Here is a 15,627-nt window from a genome sequence, read left to right as displayed (position 1 = left end):
GGCCCGATTCCGCCTGCCCCATCACGCGCCGCGCAGCGCAGAGATCAGGAACTCGACATTGCCTTCAGGCCCGGTGATCGGGCTTTCGACCACGCCCTGCACCGCAAAGCCCAACCCTTCTACCCAGTCCTGCACTTCGGCGCAGACCCGCTCGTGGAGCACCGGATCGCGCACCACCCCGCCCTTGCCCACTTCCTCGCGCCCGACCTCGAACTGCGGCTTGATCAGCGCCACCAGCCGGCACTGCGGTGCCGCGAGCTCCAGCGGCCGCTCCAGCACCTTGGCCAATCCGATGAAGCTCGCATCGCAGACCACCCAGCCGCAGGGTCGGTCGATCATCGCAGGCGTGAGGATCCGCGCGCTGGTCTGTTCGAGCACGGTGACGCGCGGATCCTGGCGCAGCTTCCACGCGAGCTGGTTGGTCCCGCTGTCGACCGCGAACACGTGATCCGCGCCCGCCTCCAACAGCACATCGGTGAAGCCCCCGGTCGAGCTGCCGATATCCATCGCGACGGCCCCCGCCGGGTCGAGTTCGAAATGCTTGAGCGCATGCGCCAGCTTGATCCCGCCGCGGCTGACCCAGGGATGATCGCGTCCGCGCACCTCGAGCGGCGCGTCCCCGGGCAATTGCTGGCCCGGCTTGGCGAGCTTGGTCTCGCCCGAAAACACCAGCCCCGCCATCACCAGCGCCTGCGCGCGAGTGCGGCTCTCAACCAGCCCGCGCTCGACGAGCAGCTGATCAATCCGGCGTTTTGTGCTCATGGCTTGCGATGATCCATTGGAAACAAGCGGCCTAGCGCGCATTGAGCGGTTATGAAACCGATCTACAGCCATTTGGCCGCCGCCCTTGGTCTCACCTTCGCGCTCGCCGCCTGCATCCCGGCGCCGCGGCCGGCACCTACGCCGGCTCCCGCCCCGGTCGAGGTGCGCCCCACGCCCACCCCGATCCCCACACCGCAGCAGACCTATGCCAATTGGATGGACGCCCCGCGCAGCGCCGGTGACTGGAACTATCGCCAGCAGGCGGGCGGCTCGCTGGCGCAATTCGGCTCGCCCGGCGCCGGTGCGGGCTTCGCAATGCGCTGCGACAGCGCCCGGCGCGCAATCGTGCTGACGCGCGAATCGAACGCGTCCCAGCCGGTCCCGCTGCGCATCCGCACCGAGACCGCCGAGCGCGTGGTCACTGCCGAGCCGGTCGCGGGCCAGACATCCTCGGTGGCGGTGGCGATCCCGGCGCGCGACCCGATCCTCGATGCGATGGCGCTTACCAAGGGCCGCTTCGCGATCGAGGCGCAGGGCACGCCGACGCTCTATATTCCGGCCTGGGCCGAAGTCACCCGCGTGATCGAAGACTGTCGCTGATCGGTAACAGAACGCGCTTCGGCATCGGCAACCCGCAAGCGGCCGATACTGACGTGGGAAAACTTTTATACAAGACTTGTTTTAATCGCGCACAGGCAACAGATTGCCACTCAAGATCAGCGGCGAAACGCGGTCTTGTCCCCGGAGACGGGGTACTTTGGCTCTAACAGCGCGAAAGGAGGTGATCCGATGTCTCATGGTTCAGCAGAGAGGTCGGCAAGTTTCCGCGCGGAGCACTATCGGTAAAACCTACCCTTAGAGGCTCCGTGAAGCGGCGCTTCCCGCCGCTGACCATGCGAAGGGCAGTTCCAACCCGAGCGCTTGCGCCGGGCCGGAGCTGCCCTTCACATGTTGGCGAAGCCTATTGTTCGCCATTGCAATATAATTGCTCAGTGGCGCTCTTTTCGTCCAGTTGGGTATGGGCTGGCTGATGGTATCTTCACACCGCTTGCCCTGCGCCCTTGCGCAGATTACCCGCTCGGGATGAACTTCGAACAGATCGCCCACCCCGCTCCCGTCCCCGGTGCAACCCGCCAGCAGGCGCTCGCCGACCCCGGCTTCGGCAAGCTCTTCACAGATCACATGGTCGAGATCGACTATGATGCGGACAAGGGCGGCTGGTTCGCCGCGCGGATCGGCCCGCGCCAGCCGATCACGCTCGATCCGGCGGCGGCGGTATTGCACTACGCGCAGGAAATCTTCGAGGGCATGAAGGCCTATCGCCACGAAGACGGCAGTTTTGCGCTGTTCCGCCCCGAGGCCAATGCCCGCCGTTTCAACGATTCGGCGCGGCGGATGGCGATGCCAGAACTGCCCGAGGATTTGTTCCTCGAATCGGTCCGTCAGCTCGTGCTCAAGGACCGCGACTGGTACCCCGAGATCGAGGGCGGCGCGCTCTATCTGCGGCCCTTCATGTTCGCCAGCGAGGCCTTTCTCGGCGTGCGCCCCGCACGGCAGTACAAATATATGGTCATCGCCAGCCCGGTGGGCGGTTATTTCAAATCGGGCGCTCCGGCGGTCAAGATCTGGGTCAGCCGCAACTACACCCGCGCGGCGCCCGGCGGCACCGGCTTCGCCAAGACCGGCGGCAATTACGCCGCCAGCCTCGTGCCGCAGGACGAAGCCACCGCGCAGGGCTGCGATCAGGTCGTGTTCCTCGATGCGGTGGAGAAGAAATGGATCGAGGAGCTGGGGGGCATGAACCTGTTCTTCGTCTTCGACGACGGCAGCGTGGTCACCCCGCCGCTGACTGGAACGATCCTGCCCGGCATCACCCGCGACAGCCTGATCGCACTGCTGCGCGACGAAGGTCTGAGCCTGCGCGAGGAGCCCTACAGCATCGACCAGTGGCGCATCGATGCGGGCACCGGCCATCTGCTCGAAACCATGGCCTGCGGCACCGCGGCGGTGGTCACCGCAGTCGGCACGGTCGCGGGACCCGATGGCGAATTCACCATCGGCTCGGGCGGTCCCGGCCAACTCACGACCCGGCTGCGCGACCGGCTGGTGGGTATTCAGCGCGGCACCGTCGCCGACGACCGCGGCTGGGTGACGAAGCTCTAAGAACGAGCGCCCGAACGGGATTGTCAGGGAGTGAATCTCCCCTCCCCTCGGGGAGGGGCCGGGGGTGGGGGAGCGCGCCGCAGGCGCGCGTCCAGTTTCATCGGGGCCTAACACACCCCCACCCGACCTCCCCCTCAAGGGGGAGAGCGATTCGGTCAATCCAAAGTCTTCGGGTACTAGGCCGCAATCCGGCTGAGCCGCATCGCCAGCCGCGCCGCGGGCGCGATGCTCTGCGCCACCTGAGTCAGCGCGCGGCCGCCCGTGGCATGCTCGCCGGTGTGCCAGATCGCTTCGGCTACCCGCACCGGTCGCCGGGCGCGGCGGGCAAACTCCTGCTGATAGGTGGGCGCCGCCGCGCCTCCCCCCTGCTGCCAGGCCTGCGCCGCGGCAATCCCGCTGGCGATGGCGATGCTCATCCCCTCTCCGGCGAGGCTGGGGATCACCGCGGCCTGATCGCCCAGCCGGAACAGCCCGGGCGCGGTGTCCTGCGCAATCCAGCCATAGGGAACCGCCGCGATCGTATCGACACGCGGGCTGGCGGGCGCGAACCGCAACCGCGCGGCGAAGGCTGCGGACTGGTCCGCGAGCATGTCGAGCAACTGCGCCGGATCATTGGCCGCGCGCGCGAGCAGCGATTTGCGCAAGGCAAGACAGACATTGGCGCTGCCATCCTCCTGCAGCACGATCCCGGCATAGCCGCCCGCGAACAGATGCAGTTCGATGCTCTCGCCGATCAGCGCGGTGAGCCGCGGATCCGACGCGATCCGAAACCGCAGCCCGAGCGCCGGATCGCGCGCATTGCGGGGGCGAGCGGCACCGCGCAGATCGTGCTTGCCGCTGGCGAGAAACAACGAATCGGAGCGGTAGTCGCGCGCCGCGCCGCTGGCGCAGCCGGGCGCCAGCGCGCGGATCGTGTCGATTTCGAGAGCGGCTCCAGCCTTCACCGCCACTCGCCGAAGCGCGCTGTCGAAAGCGCGGCGCGAGAGCCCCCAGGCCGGCTCGGGCAGCGTGTTCTGCGCGAAGCTGTCACCCGCGAACAGCCGCAGCGTGGTCACCCTCTGTGCGCCGAGCTGGGCCAGATCGATCCCGAGGCTGCGAAGGGTGGCGGCGGTGCGCCAGCTCATGAAGCCGCCGCACAGCGCATCGCCGACCTCGGCGTCGCGATCGATCAGCAGGGGTTCCGCCCCGCCCCGCGCTAGGACGATCGCGGCGGCGCACCCGGCAGGTCCTGCCCCGAGGATCACCGGAGCGTCCGTAGGCGCCATCAGACCCGCTTTTCGACGCAAAGCCGGAAGGGGAAAACCCGCCGCACCCGCGCGTCGGTGATCCCGGCCTCCGCGAGGAGCTGCTTCCATTCCGCAGGGCGATAGGAGCGCGCGATCGACATATGCCCGTCGTGGCGCACGATCGGGTGCCAGCCGGCCAACTGCGCGAGCAGCGGATAGGCGAAATAGGCGAAGCCGTGGCGGTGGAGATCGTTGACGAGCCAGCAGCATTTGGCGTGCGTATCCATCGCGATCAGGAAGGCGATCAGCTCGTCATGCGCCATGTGATGCGCGACCAGGCTGGAGATGACGACGTCGAAATCGCGCGCGATCACCTCGGCATAGTCGCCGGTCCAATATTCGATCGGCAGGTCGCAGGGCGTGCTCTCGCGCGCCACGACCTTGCTCTTGGGATTGAGATCGACCCCGACCAGATAGGCGGTCTTGCCCTTGCGCTTCGCCCAGGCGGCGATCTCGCGCAGCATGTCGCCATCGCCGAAACCGACATCGAGCAGGCGGAAGGTATCGCGGCCCTTCAGCGCGCGCTCGAGATAGTCCAGCGTCGGACGATAGGCCTGGGTCAGGCGGTTGACCTTCGCGAGATCCTGCAGGACGTCGCGATAGGTGGCCAGATCCATGCCGGGCTCGTCCATCATCTCCTGGGCGATGAGGCGGTCTTCAAGCATTGCCGATCACCCGCTCCAGCCGAAGCGGAAGCCTTCCATCGCCAGCCCGGGGCCGAAGGCCAGCGCGACCCCATTGCGCGGGGCGTCGCGCAGCGTGCGTTCGAGCACGAACATCAGCGTCGAGGAGGACATATTGCCGAAATCGCGCAGCACCGCGCGCGAATGGTCGAGCGCATCGGGGGCGAGCCCGAGCCCGCTCTCGACCGCGTCGAGGATCGAGCGCCCCCCGGCATGGACCGCGAAGGCCTCTGGCAGAGCTTGCGGCGCGATCCGCGCGCGGACCTCGGGGTTGAGCAACGCGTCGCGGATCCGGCCCGGGACCTCGCCCGAGAGATGCATGTGGAAGCCGGTGTCGCCGATATGCCAGGTGATCAGCCCGTCGCTGTCCTCCAGCGTCGCGGAAAGGCCCTCGCCCAGCTCGAGACCCGGACCTTCGCCGCTGACGATCGCCGCCGCGGCGCCGTCGCCGAACTGTGCGCCGGCGAGCAGCGGCTCGATCTCGTCGTGGTCCTGATGGTGCAGGCTCGAGAGCTCGACCGTGACCACCAGCACGCGCGCACCCGCCTCGCTGCGGACGATATGGCGCGCGGTGCGCAGCGCGGTGACCGCGGCGTAGCAGCCCATGAAGCCGATCAGCACCCGCTCTACCGAGCCCGCCAGCCCCAGCCGCCGGGCGATCATCTGGTCGATCCCCGGCGCCACGAACCCGGTGCAACTTGCAACGACGATATGTGTGATTGAACCGAGATCGCCCAGCTTCGCGATGGCAGTCAGCGCCAGTTCGGGTGCTTCTCTGGCATAAATTTCCATGCGATCCGCAGTGCTGGGTGGTTCGGCGGCGTAAAAACCGGCCCCCTCGTCGAGCTTGGCGTCTTCCTCGTCCAGCACCGACCAGCGGTGTTCGATGCCCGAGCGCTCCGCCATCCGCGCGTAGAGCTTCGCCTCGCGGCGACCTTCGAGCCGGCGCATCGCCCAGTGGCGATAATCCTGTTCGAAGTCGCAAGCGGGCACTGCTGTGGCGATGGCATTGATACGCGCGGTCATGCGGGAAGACATCCTAGATTGCTCCCTTCAACGGTTGCGCGCTGCGCAGGTTTCCTAGCGCGGCAGATTATCGCGCAGCTCGGCGAGCCACAGATCCGCCACCGCATCGCTCGGCGCGCGCCAGTCACCGCGCGGGCTGAGCGCGCCCCCCGGGCTGACCTTGGGCCCGTTGGGCAGCGCACTGCGCTTGAACTGACTGTACTGGAAGAAGCGCCTCAGGAACTTCTCCAGCCAGCCGGCGATAATCTCGAGGCTGTACTCGTTCTTGCGGTCCTCTGCGAAGCCCTCGGGCCACAGCCCCGCCCTCGCATCCTTCCAGGCGTGCCATGCGAGGAAGGCGACATGGCTGGGCTTGTGGCCCCAGCGCATGATGTGATGCAGGAAGAAGTCGTTGAGCTCGTAGGGTCCGATCTTGCCCTCGGTGCTCTGGATCTCCCCATCTTCGCCCACCGGGATCAGCTCCGGCGAGATCTCGGTGCCGAGGATCGCCAGCAGCACGGCATCGCATTCCGCATCGAACTGGGAGGTGGTCGTGGTCCAGCGGATCAGATACTGGATCAGGGTCTTGGGCACGCCCGCATTGACGTTGTAATGGCTCATCTGATCGCCGACGCCGTAAGTGCACCACCCCAGCGCCAGCTCGCTCAGATCGCCGGTGCCGATGACCCAGCCGCCATGCTGACCCGCCAGCCGGAATAGGTAATCGGTACGCAGCCCCGCCTGCACGTTCTCGAAGGTCACATCGTAGACCGGCTCGCCTCCGGCGAAGGCATGACCGATGTTCTCGAGCATCAGCCGCGCGGTCGGCTTGATATCGATCTCCTCGGCGGTGATGCCGAGCGCCTCCATCAGCTTCCAGGCATTCGATTTGGTGGTGTCCGAGGTGCCGAAGCCGGGGAGCGTGTAGCCTCGAATGGTGGAGCGCGGCAGGCCGAGCGTGTCGCAGGCTTTGGCGGCGACGATCAACGCATGGGTGCTGTCGAGCCCTCCCGAAACGCCGATGACGAGCGACTGCGGATCGGTCGCCCCGATCCGGCGGACGATGCCCTCCACCTGGATGTTGAACGCTTCATAGCAATCCTCGTCGAGCTTGAGCTTGCGATTGGGGACGAAGGGAAAGCGGCGCACCGGACGGTTCAGGCCGATATCACCGCCCCGGGGCTCGTGATCGAAAACCACGGTGCGAAAATGATCTTCGGGCCGTCCGGAAGCCTCCGCGGCATCGTTGAAGGTCTGCATCCGCATCCGGTCGCTGAGGATCCGCTGGCAGTCGATGTCGGCGATGCTCAACTCGGGTTCGCGATCGAAGCGGACGCTTTCGACCAGCAGATCGCCCAGTTCGTAGATCATCCCCTGCCCGTCCCACGCGAGATCGGTGGTGCTTTCACCGTGACCGCTCGCCGAATAGGCATAAGCGCAGACCGAGCGCGCGGAACTTGCGCGGCTGAGCAGATGGCGCTCGTCCGACTTGCCGATGGTGATGTTGGAGGCGGACAGGTTGAGCAGGATAGTCGCGCCCGCGAGCGCCGCCTGCGTGCCCGGCTGGACCGGGCTCCAGAAGTCCTCGCAAATCTCTATTCCGAAGACGAAGCCTGGGATGCTCTCGTGCGCGAAGATCAAATCGATCCCGAACGGCACTTCCGCCCCGTTGACCGAAATCGCCAGATCCACACAATCGCGGCCGTGCGCGAACCAGCGCTTTTCGTAGAACTCGCGGTAGTTCGGCAGATAGCTCTTGGGCACCACGCCCAGGATCGTGCCGCGCGCGATGGCGATGGCGCAATTGTAGATCCGTCCGTTGCGGCGCAGCGGCGCACCGATCACCAGCACGGTCGGTAATTCGCGGCTCGCCTCGACCACCTTCTCCAGATGAATCTCCACCGCGTCGAGCAGTGCGCCCTGCATATGCAGATCGTCGATCGCGTAGGAGGAAAGACACAATTCCGGATAGAGCAGCAGGTCCACATTCCGATCCGCGGCCTTGCGCGCTTCGCTGACGATCCCTTTGGCATTATAGGCGACATCGGCGGTGCGCACCTTGGGGGTGCTGGTCGCTACACGCACGAAGCCATGGGTGTGGATGTCGAAGAAGGGGTGGGCCTGAGTCATGCCGTCTTCCGTATCGGCAGACACTCCGCCACGCAATCGACCAGACCGGACCTCACGCGGCGAGGAGCTCGGCGGCGCGCGGACCGTCCTGCAGCAGGGCGAGCAGACCGCGCTCTTCGCGGCTGAGCCATTTGGTGCTGCGCGGCAAGCTCAAGGTCTCTCTCCACTCGGCCTGTTTGCCGATCAGATCGATGACCGCCGGGTGAACGTAGCTCTTGCGCGTCACAGCCGGAGTATTGCCGAGATGTGCGGCGACCTCTTCCAGCACCGCCTTGATGGTCAGCACCTCTTCGCTGGCGGCCAGCAGGCTGAAACCGAGCACGCTCGCATGCCAGGTGCGGAAGTTCTTCGCCGTAAAATCCTCACCCATCGTCTCGCGCAAATAGGCGTTCACGTCGGATGATCCGACCGCGTGATGCTCGCCCTCGTCGTCAATATACTGGAAAACGTGTTGCCCGGGCAGGTCCTGCATCCTGCGCACGACCCGTGCCAGACTGCTGTCGGTCACCGTCATCTCGCGCAGCTTGCCACCCTTGCCCTTGAACCGCAGTCGTAGCGTGTGACCGGTCACCTCGGCATGACGCTGGCGCAGGGTCGTCGCACCGTAGCTCTTGTTGCGCGCCGCATATCCCTCGTTCCCGATCCGGACTGCGCCCAGATCGAGCAGCCGCACCACGCTCGCCACCGCGCGCTCGCGGGTCAGCGCGCGGGCGCGCAAATCCTCTTCGACGCGGCGGCGCACGAGCGGCAGCAGATTGCCAAAGGTGATGCAGCCGTCGTATTTCTCGCTTTCCTGCTTGGCGCGAAAATCGGGGTGGTAGCGGTATTGCTTGCGGCCCTTCGCGTCATAGCCGGTGGCAAGGATATGGCCGTTGGGTGCCGGGCAGAACCAGGCATCGATATAGGCCGGCGGCAGCGCGATCTCACTCAGCCGCCGCTTCTCCAGGCGATCGGCGATCAGCTTGCCGTCGGGGTCGTAATAGGCCCAGCCCCGGCCGGCGCGCTTGCGGGTGATCCCGGGGAGATCGTCGTCGACATAGATGAGCTTCGTCATGGTGAAGGCCAAACCGCCCGGACTGCGATCCGGTTCCGCTTGCCTGCCGCTCATTCACGCCCCACCTTGCGTCCCACAAACGCGAGGAGACATGCTTTGCCCAACGCCGACTATACGCCGCCCGAAGTCTGGTCGCACGATGCCGAGAACGGTGGTAAATTCGCCAGCATCAACCGTCCGACCGCGGGTGCGCGCGAAGACAAGGAGCTTCCGCTGGGCAAGCACGACTTCCAACTCTATTCGCTCGCCACGCCCAATGGGGTGAAGGCGACGATCATGCTCGAGGAACTGCTCGAAGCCGGGCATTCAGGCGCCGAATACGACGCCTGGACGATCGATATCGGTAATGGCGACCAGTTCGGTTCGGGTTTCGTCGATCTCAACCCCAACTCCAAGATCCCCACCCTGCTCGACCGCAGCGGCGAGAAGCCCGTGCGGGTGTTCGAGAGCGGCGCCATCCTGATGCATCTGGCGGAAAAATTCGGTGCCTTCCTGCCGACCGATCACACCCGCGCCGAAGTGCTCAGCTGGCTGTTCTGGCAAGTCGGCAGCGCCCCCTTCATCGGCGGCGGCTTCGGTCATTTCTACGCCTATGCGCCCGAAAAATACGAATATCCGATCAACCGCTATGCGATGGAAACCAAGCGGCTGTTCGACGTCGCAGACAAGCGGCTCGAGCGCTCGCAATATCTCGGCGGCGACGAATACACCGTCGCCGACATCGCCGCCTTCCCCTGGATCGCCCCCTTTGTTTTCGGCGGAATTTACGGCGAAGCGCGCAAGTTCCTCTCGATTCACGAATACGAGCATGTCGATCGCTGGGTGAAAGCCATCGCCGAGCGACCCGCGGTGAAGCGCGGCCGGATCGTCAACAAAACCTGGGGCGAAGAGGACGAGCAATTGCGCGAGCGCCATTCGGCTGCGGATTTCGAAGGCAAGGCTCTCTAGGCTCGAAAGTTCGGGCGCAACCGGCGGTTGCGTCCGCAGGTCCGATGGACGGCGCCGGGAGGTCACCCCTTTTCATCGCCGCGCAAGCCGCTATAGGGGCCCGCTCGTGCTGGGGTGTAGCCAAGTGGTAAGGCACCGGTTTTTGGTATCGGCATTCGCAGGTTCGATCCCTGCCACCCCAGCCAGTATTTCCAGCACGTCATGCCGAACCGTGAGCTCGGAGCGAATCCTTCGTCAGCTTGATCCGGTCGTGCCTCGCTGGCAGACGCCGACAATGCGGATCGCCATCTACGACCTTGATAACACGTTGACCCGGCGGGCGACCTTCACGCCCTTTCTGGTCTTCGCCGCGCAGCGGATCGCGCCTTGGCGATTGGCGCTGCTGCCGGTCTGGGTGGCGATGATGATTGGATATCGCGCAGGGCTTTACGATCGAAGCAGGCTCAAGACCCGCGGAATGCGGCTGATGCTCGGCATGGCAGACATTGCAACGCTCGAGAAATTGGGCCGGCAGTTCGCAGCCCGTCGTGCGGACAATGACGGGTTCATGCCTGCGGCCCTTGCCTTGCTCGAGGAAGATCGAACCCAAGGCGCGCGTATCGTCGTCGCGACAGCAGCGTTCGAATTCTACGCGAGGGCTTTCGCCGACCATCTCCGCATCGATACGGTGATCGGGACGCGCTGGGACGATTGTTCGATCCCGGGCGGAAATTGTCACGGCGAGACAAAGCTCGCGCGGGTTAGGCAGTGGGCCGAGCAGGAGGGCCACGCGCTGGATGATATCGAGCTGCGCTTCGTGAGCGACAGCTTTGCCGATGCGCCGCTGCTGGAACTGGCAGACGACCCGATCTTCATCAGCGCAAGTTCTGCCAAGAGGGCAAGGGCCCAGGCCCGCGGTTGGCGGGTCCTCAGCGCCGACTGAGCAGCTCTGCGAGCCGCCTAACGATCACCGCCCCCGTTGCGTCGAACCTCTCCTGCGAAAACTTGTCCAACACCCGTGCGCGTGCTTCGCAGCCCATCGCAGAAAGGTCTTGCGGGGCATCCAGCAACTCGCCGAGTGCCTTGGCCAGCGAATGCGGGTCGCCGACCTCGACGACGCGTCCCGTAGCGGGCGCGTCGACAGTGAAGGGCATTTCCCCTGTGCGCGACACGATGGCGGGAAGGCCCGCCTGCATTGCCTCGTGCGCGGCGATGCAGAAGCCTTCGCGGCGCGAGGGCTGCACATAAAGGTGAAGCTTCGCCAGGAAGCCTGCGGGGTCGCTGGCAAACCCGATGAAGTCGATCGTATCGAGGTCGAGGGCCTTGGCACGCGCGCGCAACGCGCTCTCGTCTCCGCCAGCTCCGGCGATCGCAATTCGGTAGCGTGTTTTCGGCGCCGAGGAGCCAGAGTGCATAATGGCGAGGGCATCGATGAGAATGTCGTACCCCTTGTTGGGGTGGAGCCTGCCGAGGCTGCCGATCCGCAGGGCCTCTTCCGGCTGCCAGGGCTGCGCCCGGGGAGCATTCGGTTCGGCCGCGAAGATGGGCCATGTTACAAGCCGATCGGCCGGAATGCCCAGTCGCTCGCCGGTCAGCGCGGCGACCTGCGAACTGTCCGCTACCCAGATGTCGGTCGCAGCTGCACGCCAGCGCAGCAGCCGCTCGTTCCATGGCTTGAGAAACGCATTGTGCTGCCAGCTTACGACCGGGATGCCGAGACTTCGGCCCGCAAGCTGTCCAAGCAGCGTCGCGCGGGTCAGCGAGGTCCAGAGTGCCTCCGCACCCCATCCCCGCGTCTGATCGCGAATCCAGCGGTAAGCGGCCACCTGGTCCTTCTCGCCTCCGTCGCGCACGACGGGTTCGATGCCCTCTGTCCTCAATCGCTCTACGGCAAGTCCGTCGCGCCTGGTGAGTGCCATGATGCGAACCTGCGCACCTGCTCGTTCCAAGGCTCGGACGATCTTGGGTAGAGGCGTCTGCGCGCCGCCTCCCTCCATGGAATTGATCACATATGCTATCCGCATGGCGCTCCGCCCTCACGGCGTGCGACCGCGGCCGCGATGGCGTTGGCGGCTCGTTCGGATGCGGGTGTTTCGGACAGCGCAAAAGTATGCGCGATCAGCCGCTTCTGCTCGGGGCGATAGCGCTCGCCGATTGCATCCCACCGGGCAAGTGCGGAAACCAGACCCGAGGCACTCTCCACCCTCTCCCCGGTCCGCAGAAAGGGCAGCGCCGTCTCGCCTTGCGAGCCCAGTGCGCCGTTGGGATCCAGCAGGAATACGGGCCGCGGTCGCACGAGGAACTCGTAAATCTGGCTCGATGCATCGCCGATGTAGCCGTCCGCTCCGAGCATATAGGACATGTCGAACAGGCGCGGCCCGTCGATGTCGATAAGGATGTTCGACGCCGCCAGCACCTCCTCCGGGATTTCGGGGCGCACTCTGCCGACCTTGTATTCGGGTGAGATGTGGATGGCCTTGCGGAACAGCATGACATGCGGTGCGAAGATCATATTGTAAGCCTGCCCTGCCTCGCTCGCGAACCAGCGGAGCAATTCGGGTCCAGTATCGTACCAGCTCGACAGGTGCGGGTCGAAGTGCGGATTATAGACGAATGTCGGGCGGCCGTTGCTGAAGAAGTCGGGCCGTGCATGAAGATCGATGCCCTCGAACTTGGAATAGCCGGTCACCTCGATCTTGGCTGGATCGACGCCGTTGGCGACGAGTTGCTCCTTCATTTTCGGACCGGCGACGAGACTGAGATCGAAGCGCCGGTGGTCGGGATGGAAGGTGACGCTGCGGTCGCCCGTCCCGTGCGGCACCCTGATGAACAGCGGTGCAGTGTCCGGATCGAGGCGTTGCTTGATCCTCAGACAGGTCCGCTCGGTCGAAACTACCGCATGGCTCGAAGAGAAAAGCGCCAAGTGAAAGCGAAGGCGTGCAAGACGGGTGGCAGGTGCGACCTTGTCCAGCATCCGCGTCGCGCCAGCGATGACTCGCGGCAGGGAGAGTTCCTGCCAGTTTATGCGCGCCGCATCTTCCGGCCGGATGAGGTTCTCTATCTGTGCACGGACGGCGCCGCTGGCATAGGCCACCAAGGTCTCGACCCCGGGATGGAGGCGGGCCATCGCGCCCGCGACCGGAGCGAGATGGGCCACCTGATGCGCCGCGTCGTGGTTGAACAGGAAAACCGCTCGGGACATAGGCCGCGCGGATAAGGCAACGGCTCGCCGATGCAAAGCGAATAGCCGGCTTGCGCCATTTGCCTAGATAGACGCCAACGGCTACCGCGCGGTCGAGCCTGAGGCTGCGCGCCGCATTGGGATTGATGATGAAACTTGCGGCAGAGGAGATGGATCGGCCCGGCGAGCCCCGGCGCGGCGGGCTGCTCAATATCCTCAAGAATGTCGCCTGGCTGATGGGTGGCAAGGGCTTCGGGGCGATCTGCTCCATCGCCTATCTTGCCATCCTGTCGCGCTCGCTCGGTCTCAAGGACTTCGGCCACTTTTCGCTCATTTTTGCGACCGGCCTCGCGCTGGTTGCGCTGGCAAGCTTCCAGACCTGGCAGACAGTGGTGAAGTTCGGTGCCGAGCCCTCGCGCCGCAGGGATTGGCGCAGTTTCGGGCGTCTCGTGTGGCTGTGCGGGGCCATCGACGTCTCCGGCGCAGCGGTCGGGACTCTGGTGGCCTTCGTGGTTTACTACGGGTTCGGAGGGGCGCTCAGCCTCAATCCCGAATTCATCGACATGGCCTTCTGGTTCAACGTCGCATTGCTGTGGTCGCGGATGACCACACCCAACGGCATCGTTCGCGTTCTCGACCGCTTCGACCTCGGCACCTATGTCGAAGCGGTGGTCCCGGCGGGCCGGCTGCTCGCCTCGTTGCTGATCATTCTTCTGGGGCCGACCGTAGGCCGCTTCCTGTTCGCCTGGGCCTTCTTCGACCTGCTGACCGGATTGCTGTATTGGATCGTCGCTTGGCGGCTTGTGCCCAAGGCTCTCAACCGTGAGACATTCGGCCATTTCCGCGAGACGCTGACCGCCAATTCGGATGTGCCCAAGTTCTTCGGCATCACCTATGCCAGCTCGACGCTCGATGCGATCTACAAGCAGGGGCCGGTCCTGGTCGTGGGACTCCTCCTTGGCACCAGCGCGGCGGGTCTTTACCGCCTCGCCGATCAATTGGGTCAGGGGATCGGTAAGCTATCGGGAATGCTTACGCGCGCGATCTTCCCCGAGTTCGCGGTGGCGCATACCACGCAGGCGATCGACCTGTTCCGCCGGCTGGTACGACAGGTGACGCTGATCGCTGCGCTCGGCGGCGTGGGCGTGACGCTGGTCGCCATTTTCCTAGGGGAGCCGCTGCTCACATTGATCGGCGGGGACGCCTATACGGCTGGCGCGGTTATCCTCATCCCGCTGGCGGTCGCTGCGTCTTTCGAACTTGCGTCGGTGGCTTACGAGCCGATGCTCTATTCGACGGGACACGCGCAATATCCGCTGGTGATCCGGTTGATTGCGGTCGCTGTGCTGGGCGTCGGCATTTTCTTTCTTCTGCCGATGGGACCGATCGGGGTGGGCATCGCTGTCGCCTGCGGCATGGCCGTGTCGTGGGTGCTGATGAGCGCGATCGTCCTGCGGGTGATGCGCAGCCTGGTACTGGCGGAGAAAGCGGCGTGAATTCGGCGCTTATATTGGCGGGAACCCGGCCGGGCGGCGATCCGCTTGCGGGGGTCGAGGGCAAGCCGCACAAGGCGCTGATCGAGATCGAGGGCAGGACCCTCCTTGAGAGAGTGGTAACGGCGCTGCGCGGTGCAGGGATGGATCGCATCGGCGTATCCTGCGACGATGGGCCTGTCGCCGAACTCGCCCGCTCGCTGGAATGCGAGGTGATGCGGACAGGAGCCGGGCCCAGTGAAAGCGCCAGCATCGCCTTTGCGGCTTTCGGGGCACCGCTCCTCATTACGACCGCGGACCACGCCCTTCTGCGAGCAGAATGGGTGCGCGAACTTATAGAAGGTACGCCTGCGGATGCCGATCTGGGCGTCGCGATGGCGAAGTGGGAAGATATCGAAATCGCCATGCCCGGCAGCAGGCGCACCTACCTGCGGTTTGCCGACGGTTCCTGGTCGGGCTGCAACCTTTTCTACCTGCGAACCCATCGCGCCGAAGCCGCGCTGTCAACCTGGCGCAGCGTCGAGGCGGATCGCAAGCACCCCTGGCGATTAGTTCGCAGGCTGGGACTGACCACGCTCGCCGCCTATGCTCTCGGCCGTCTGGGTCTGGGCGATGGAATTGCGCGGCTTGGGCGCCGCATCGGTATCGAGGTGCGCCTGGTCAGGGCGTCGGATGGCCTCGCAGCGGTCGATGTCGACAAACCGCAGGACTTGGAAGATATCCGCGCGTTGACTGGCCGGACCGAAACTTAGTGCCGCCTTGCAGTCGCGTCATAAGCGCGATGTTTCCACCCACGCCGCAGACCGTCTGACTGCTCGGTGCAGGAACCTGCCGAAATGGCATGCGTAGAGGGTCATGACCAAGAGCAAGCAGGTTGGGCCCTCTTGATGCTGGCTGGGACGAATTCCTGGGTACCATATTGCGGGGTCGCGCCCGCTCCTGA

The 15,627-nt window shown here is 65.2% G+C and carries 14 protein-coding genes and 1 tRNA gene; 7 read left to right on the top strand and 8 right to left on the bottom strand.

Annotated elements, in window-relative coordinates; translation table 11 throughout:
* Positions 1-21: 21 nt before the first annotated feature.
* Positions 22-762: a TlyA family RNA methyltransferase gene (locus tag ACQ5J0_RS12110; protein ID WP_462567758.1), complete on the bottom strand. Its 741-nt coding sequence runs from the start codon at positions 760-762 to the stop codon at positions 22-24.
* Between the two features lie 51 nt (positions 763-813).
* Here ACQ5J0_RS12110 and ACQ5J0_RS12105 point away from each other — a divergent pair, with 51 nt between their 5' ends.
* A complete protein-coding gene (locus ACQ5J0_RS12105) occupies positions 814-1,362 on the top strand; it encodes a hypothetical protein (protein ID WP_462567757.1) in 549 nt (182 codons plus the stop codon).
* 483 nt (positions 1,363-1,845) lie between these two features.
* On the top strand, positions 1,846-2,925 hold the full coding sequence (locus tag ACQ5J0_RS12100) for a branched-chain amino acid aminotransferase (RefSeq protein ID WP_462567756.1): 1,080 nt from the start codon (positions 1,846-1,848) through the stop codon (positions 2,923-2,925).
* A gap of 176 nt (positions 2,926-3,101) precedes the next feature.
* Here the strand turns inward: ACQ5J0_RS12100 and ACQ5J0_RS12095 are convergent, their stop codons facing one another.
* Genes ACQ5J0_RS12095 through ACQ5J0_RS12075 form a run of 5 tightly spaced genes read right to left on the bottom strand, consistent with a single transcriptional unit; the run spans position 3,102 to position 9,083 of the window.
* The gene (locus tag ACQ5J0_RS12095) at positions 3,102-4,190 is read right to left on the bottom strand and encodes an NAD(P)/FAD-dependent oxidoreductase (RefSeq protein ID WP_462567755.1); all 1,089 of its coding nucleotides are present in this window, start codon (positions 4,188-4,190) and stop codon (positions 3,102-3,104) included.
* On the bottom strand, positions 4,190-4,876 hold the full coding sequence (locus ACQ5J0_RS12090; protein ID WP_462567754.1) for a methyltransferase domain-containing protein: 687 nt from the start codon (positions 4,874-4,876) through the stop codon (positions 4,190-4,192). Before ACQ5J0_RS12090 ends, ACQ5J0_RS12095 begins: the two co-directional genes overlap by 1 nt.
* A gap of 6 nt (positions 4,877-4,882) precedes the next feature.
* A complete protein-coding gene (locus ACQ5J0_RS12085; protein WP_462567753.1) occupies positions 4,883-5,932 on the bottom strand; it encodes a type III polyketide synthase in 1,050 nt (349 codons plus the stop codon).
* A 42-nt stretch (positions 5,933-5,974) separates the two neighbouring features.
* Entirely contained in the window at positions 5,975-8,029 is a 2,055-nt protein-coding gene (locus tag ACQ5J0_RS12080; RefSeq protein ID WP_462567752.1) for an NAD(+) synthase, read from the bottom strand.
* Between the two features lie 52 nt (positions 8,030-8,081).
* Complete coding sequence (locus ACQ5J0_RS12075) at positions 8,082-9,083, bottom strand: DNA topoisomerase IB (RefSeq protein WP_462567751.1); 1,002 nt, start codon at positions 9,081-9,083, stop codon at positions 8,082-8,084.
* Between the two features lie 96 nt (positions 9,084-9,179).
* Here ACQ5J0_RS12075 and yghU point away from each other — a divergent pair, with 96 nt between their 5' ends.
* The 3 genes from yghU to ACQ5J0_RS12060 all read left to right on the top strand — a co-directional run bounded on the left by yghU (position 9,180) and on the right by ACQ5J0_RS12060 (position 10,953).
* Positions 9,180-10,031 (top strand): glutathione-dependent disulfide-bond oxidoreductase, encoded by an 852-nt coding sequence (gene yghU, locus ACQ5J0_RS12070; protein WP_462567750.1) that lies wholly within the window; start codon positions 9,180-9,182, stop codon positions 10,029-10,031.
* A 110-nt stretch (positions 10,032-10,141) separates the two neighbouring features.
* A tRNA-Gln gene (locus ACQ5J0_RS12065) sits at positions 10,142-10,216 on the top strand.
* Between the two features lie 89 nt (positions 10,217-10,305).
* The gene (locus ACQ5J0_RS12060) at positions 10,306-10,953 is read left to right on the top strand and encodes an HAD family hydrolase (RefSeq protein WP_462567749.1); all 648 of its coding nucleotides are present in this window, start codon (positions 10,306-10,308) and stop codon (positions 10,951-10,953) included.
* Here the strand turns inward: ACQ5J0_RS12060 and ACQ5J0_RS12055 are convergent.
* Together ACQ5J0_RS12055 and ACQ5J0_RS12050 are read right to left on the bottom strand one after the other, a co-directional pair.
* Complete coding sequence (locus ACQ5J0_RS12055; protein ID WP_462570109.1) at positions 10,940-12,007, bottom strand: glycosyltransferase family 4 protein; 1,068 nt, start codon at positions 12,005-12,007, stop codon at positions 10,940-10,942. The genes ACQ5J0_RS12060 and ACQ5J0_RS12055 overlap by 14 nt on opposite strands.
* A 17-nt stretch (positions 12,008-12,024) precedes the next feature.
* Positions 12,025-13,212, bottom strand: coding sequence for a hypothetical protein (locus tag ACQ5J0_RS12050; protein WP_462567748.1), 1,188 nt, complete (start codon positions 13,210-13,212; stop codon positions 12,025-12,027).
* A 128-nt stretch (positions 13,213-13,340) separates the two neighbouring features.
* On the opposite strand from ACQ5J0_RS12050, the gene ACQ5J0_RS12045 reads away from it, so the two are divergent.
* The gene (locus ACQ5J0_RS12045) at positions 13,341-14,687 is read left to right on the top strand and encodes a lipopolysaccharide biosynthesis protein (RefSeq protein ID WP_462567747.1); all 1,347 of its coding nucleotides are present in this window, start codon (positions 13,341-13,343) and stop codon (positions 14,685-14,687) included.
* On the top strand, positions 14,684-15,436 hold the full coding sequence (locus tag ACQ5J0_RS12040; RefSeq protein WP_462567746.1) for a nucleotidyltransferase family protein: 753 nt from the start codon (positions 14,684-14,686) through the stop codon (positions 15,434-15,436). The genes ACQ5J0_RS12045 and ACQ5J0_RS12040 overlap by 4 nt, the downstream gene beginning before the upstream one ends.
* Positions 15,437-15,627: the final 191 nt, after the last annotated feature.

The sequence above is a fragment of the Qipengyuania sp. SM2512 genome, assembly GCF_054954005.1.
The sequence above is the reverse complement of the archived record's forward strand: the minus strand, read 5'-3'. Positions and strand labels throughout refer to the sequence as shown.

Bases quoted from the DNA above. Each gene is read 5' to 3' on its own strand.
- ACQ5J0_RS12045 (WP_462567747.1), top strand. From the start codon at position 13,341: ATGAAACTTGCGGCAGAGGAGATGGATCGGCCCGGCGAGCCCCGGCGC.
- ACQ5J0_RS12105 (WP_462567757.1), top strand. From the start codon at position 814: ATGAAACCGATCTACAGCCATTTGGCCGCCGCCCTTGGTCTCACCTTC.
- ACQ5J0_RS12090 (WP_462567754.1), bottom strand. From the start codon at position 4,876: ATGCTTGAAGACCGCCTCATCGCCCAGGAGATGATGGACGAGCCCGGC.
- ACQ5J0_RS12055 (WP_462570109.1), bottom strand. From the start codon at position 12,007: ATGGAGGGAGGCGGCGCGCAGACGCCTCTACCCAAGATCGTCCGAGCC.
- ACQ5J0_RS12085 (WP_462567753.1), bottom strand. From the start codon at position 5,932: ATGTCTTCCCGCATGACCGCGCGTATCAATGCCATCGCCACAGCAGTG.
- ACQ5J0_RS12080 (WP_462567752.1), bottom strand. From the start codon at position 8,029: ATGACTCAGGCCCACCCCTTCTTCGACATCCACACCCATGGCTTCGTG.
- ACQ5J0_RS12095 (WP_462567755.1), bottom strand. From the start codon at position 4,190: ATGGCGCCTACGGACGCTCCGGTGATCCTCGGGGCAGGACCTGCCGGG.
- ACQ5J0_RS12050 (WP_462567748.1), bottom strand. From the start codon at position 13,212: ATGTCCCGAGCGGTTTTCCTGTTCAACCACGACGCGGCGCATCAGGTG.
- ACQ5J0_RS12060 (WP_462567749.1), top strand. From the start codon at position 10,306: ATGCGGATCGCCATCTACGACCTTGATAACACGTTGACCCGGCGGGCG.
- ACQ5J0_RS12110 (WP_462567758.1), bottom strand. From the start codon at position 762: ATGAGCACAAAACGCCGGATTGATCAGCTGCTCGTCGAGCGCGGGCTG.
- ACQ5J0_RS12075 (WP_462567751.1), bottom strand. From the start codon at position 9,083: ATGACGAAGCTCATCTATGTCGACGACGATCTCCCCGGGATCACCCGC.
- ACQ5J0_RS12100 (WP_462567756.1), top strand. From the start codon at position 1,846: ATGAACTTCGAACAGATCGCCCACCCCGCTCCCGTCCCCGGTGCAACC.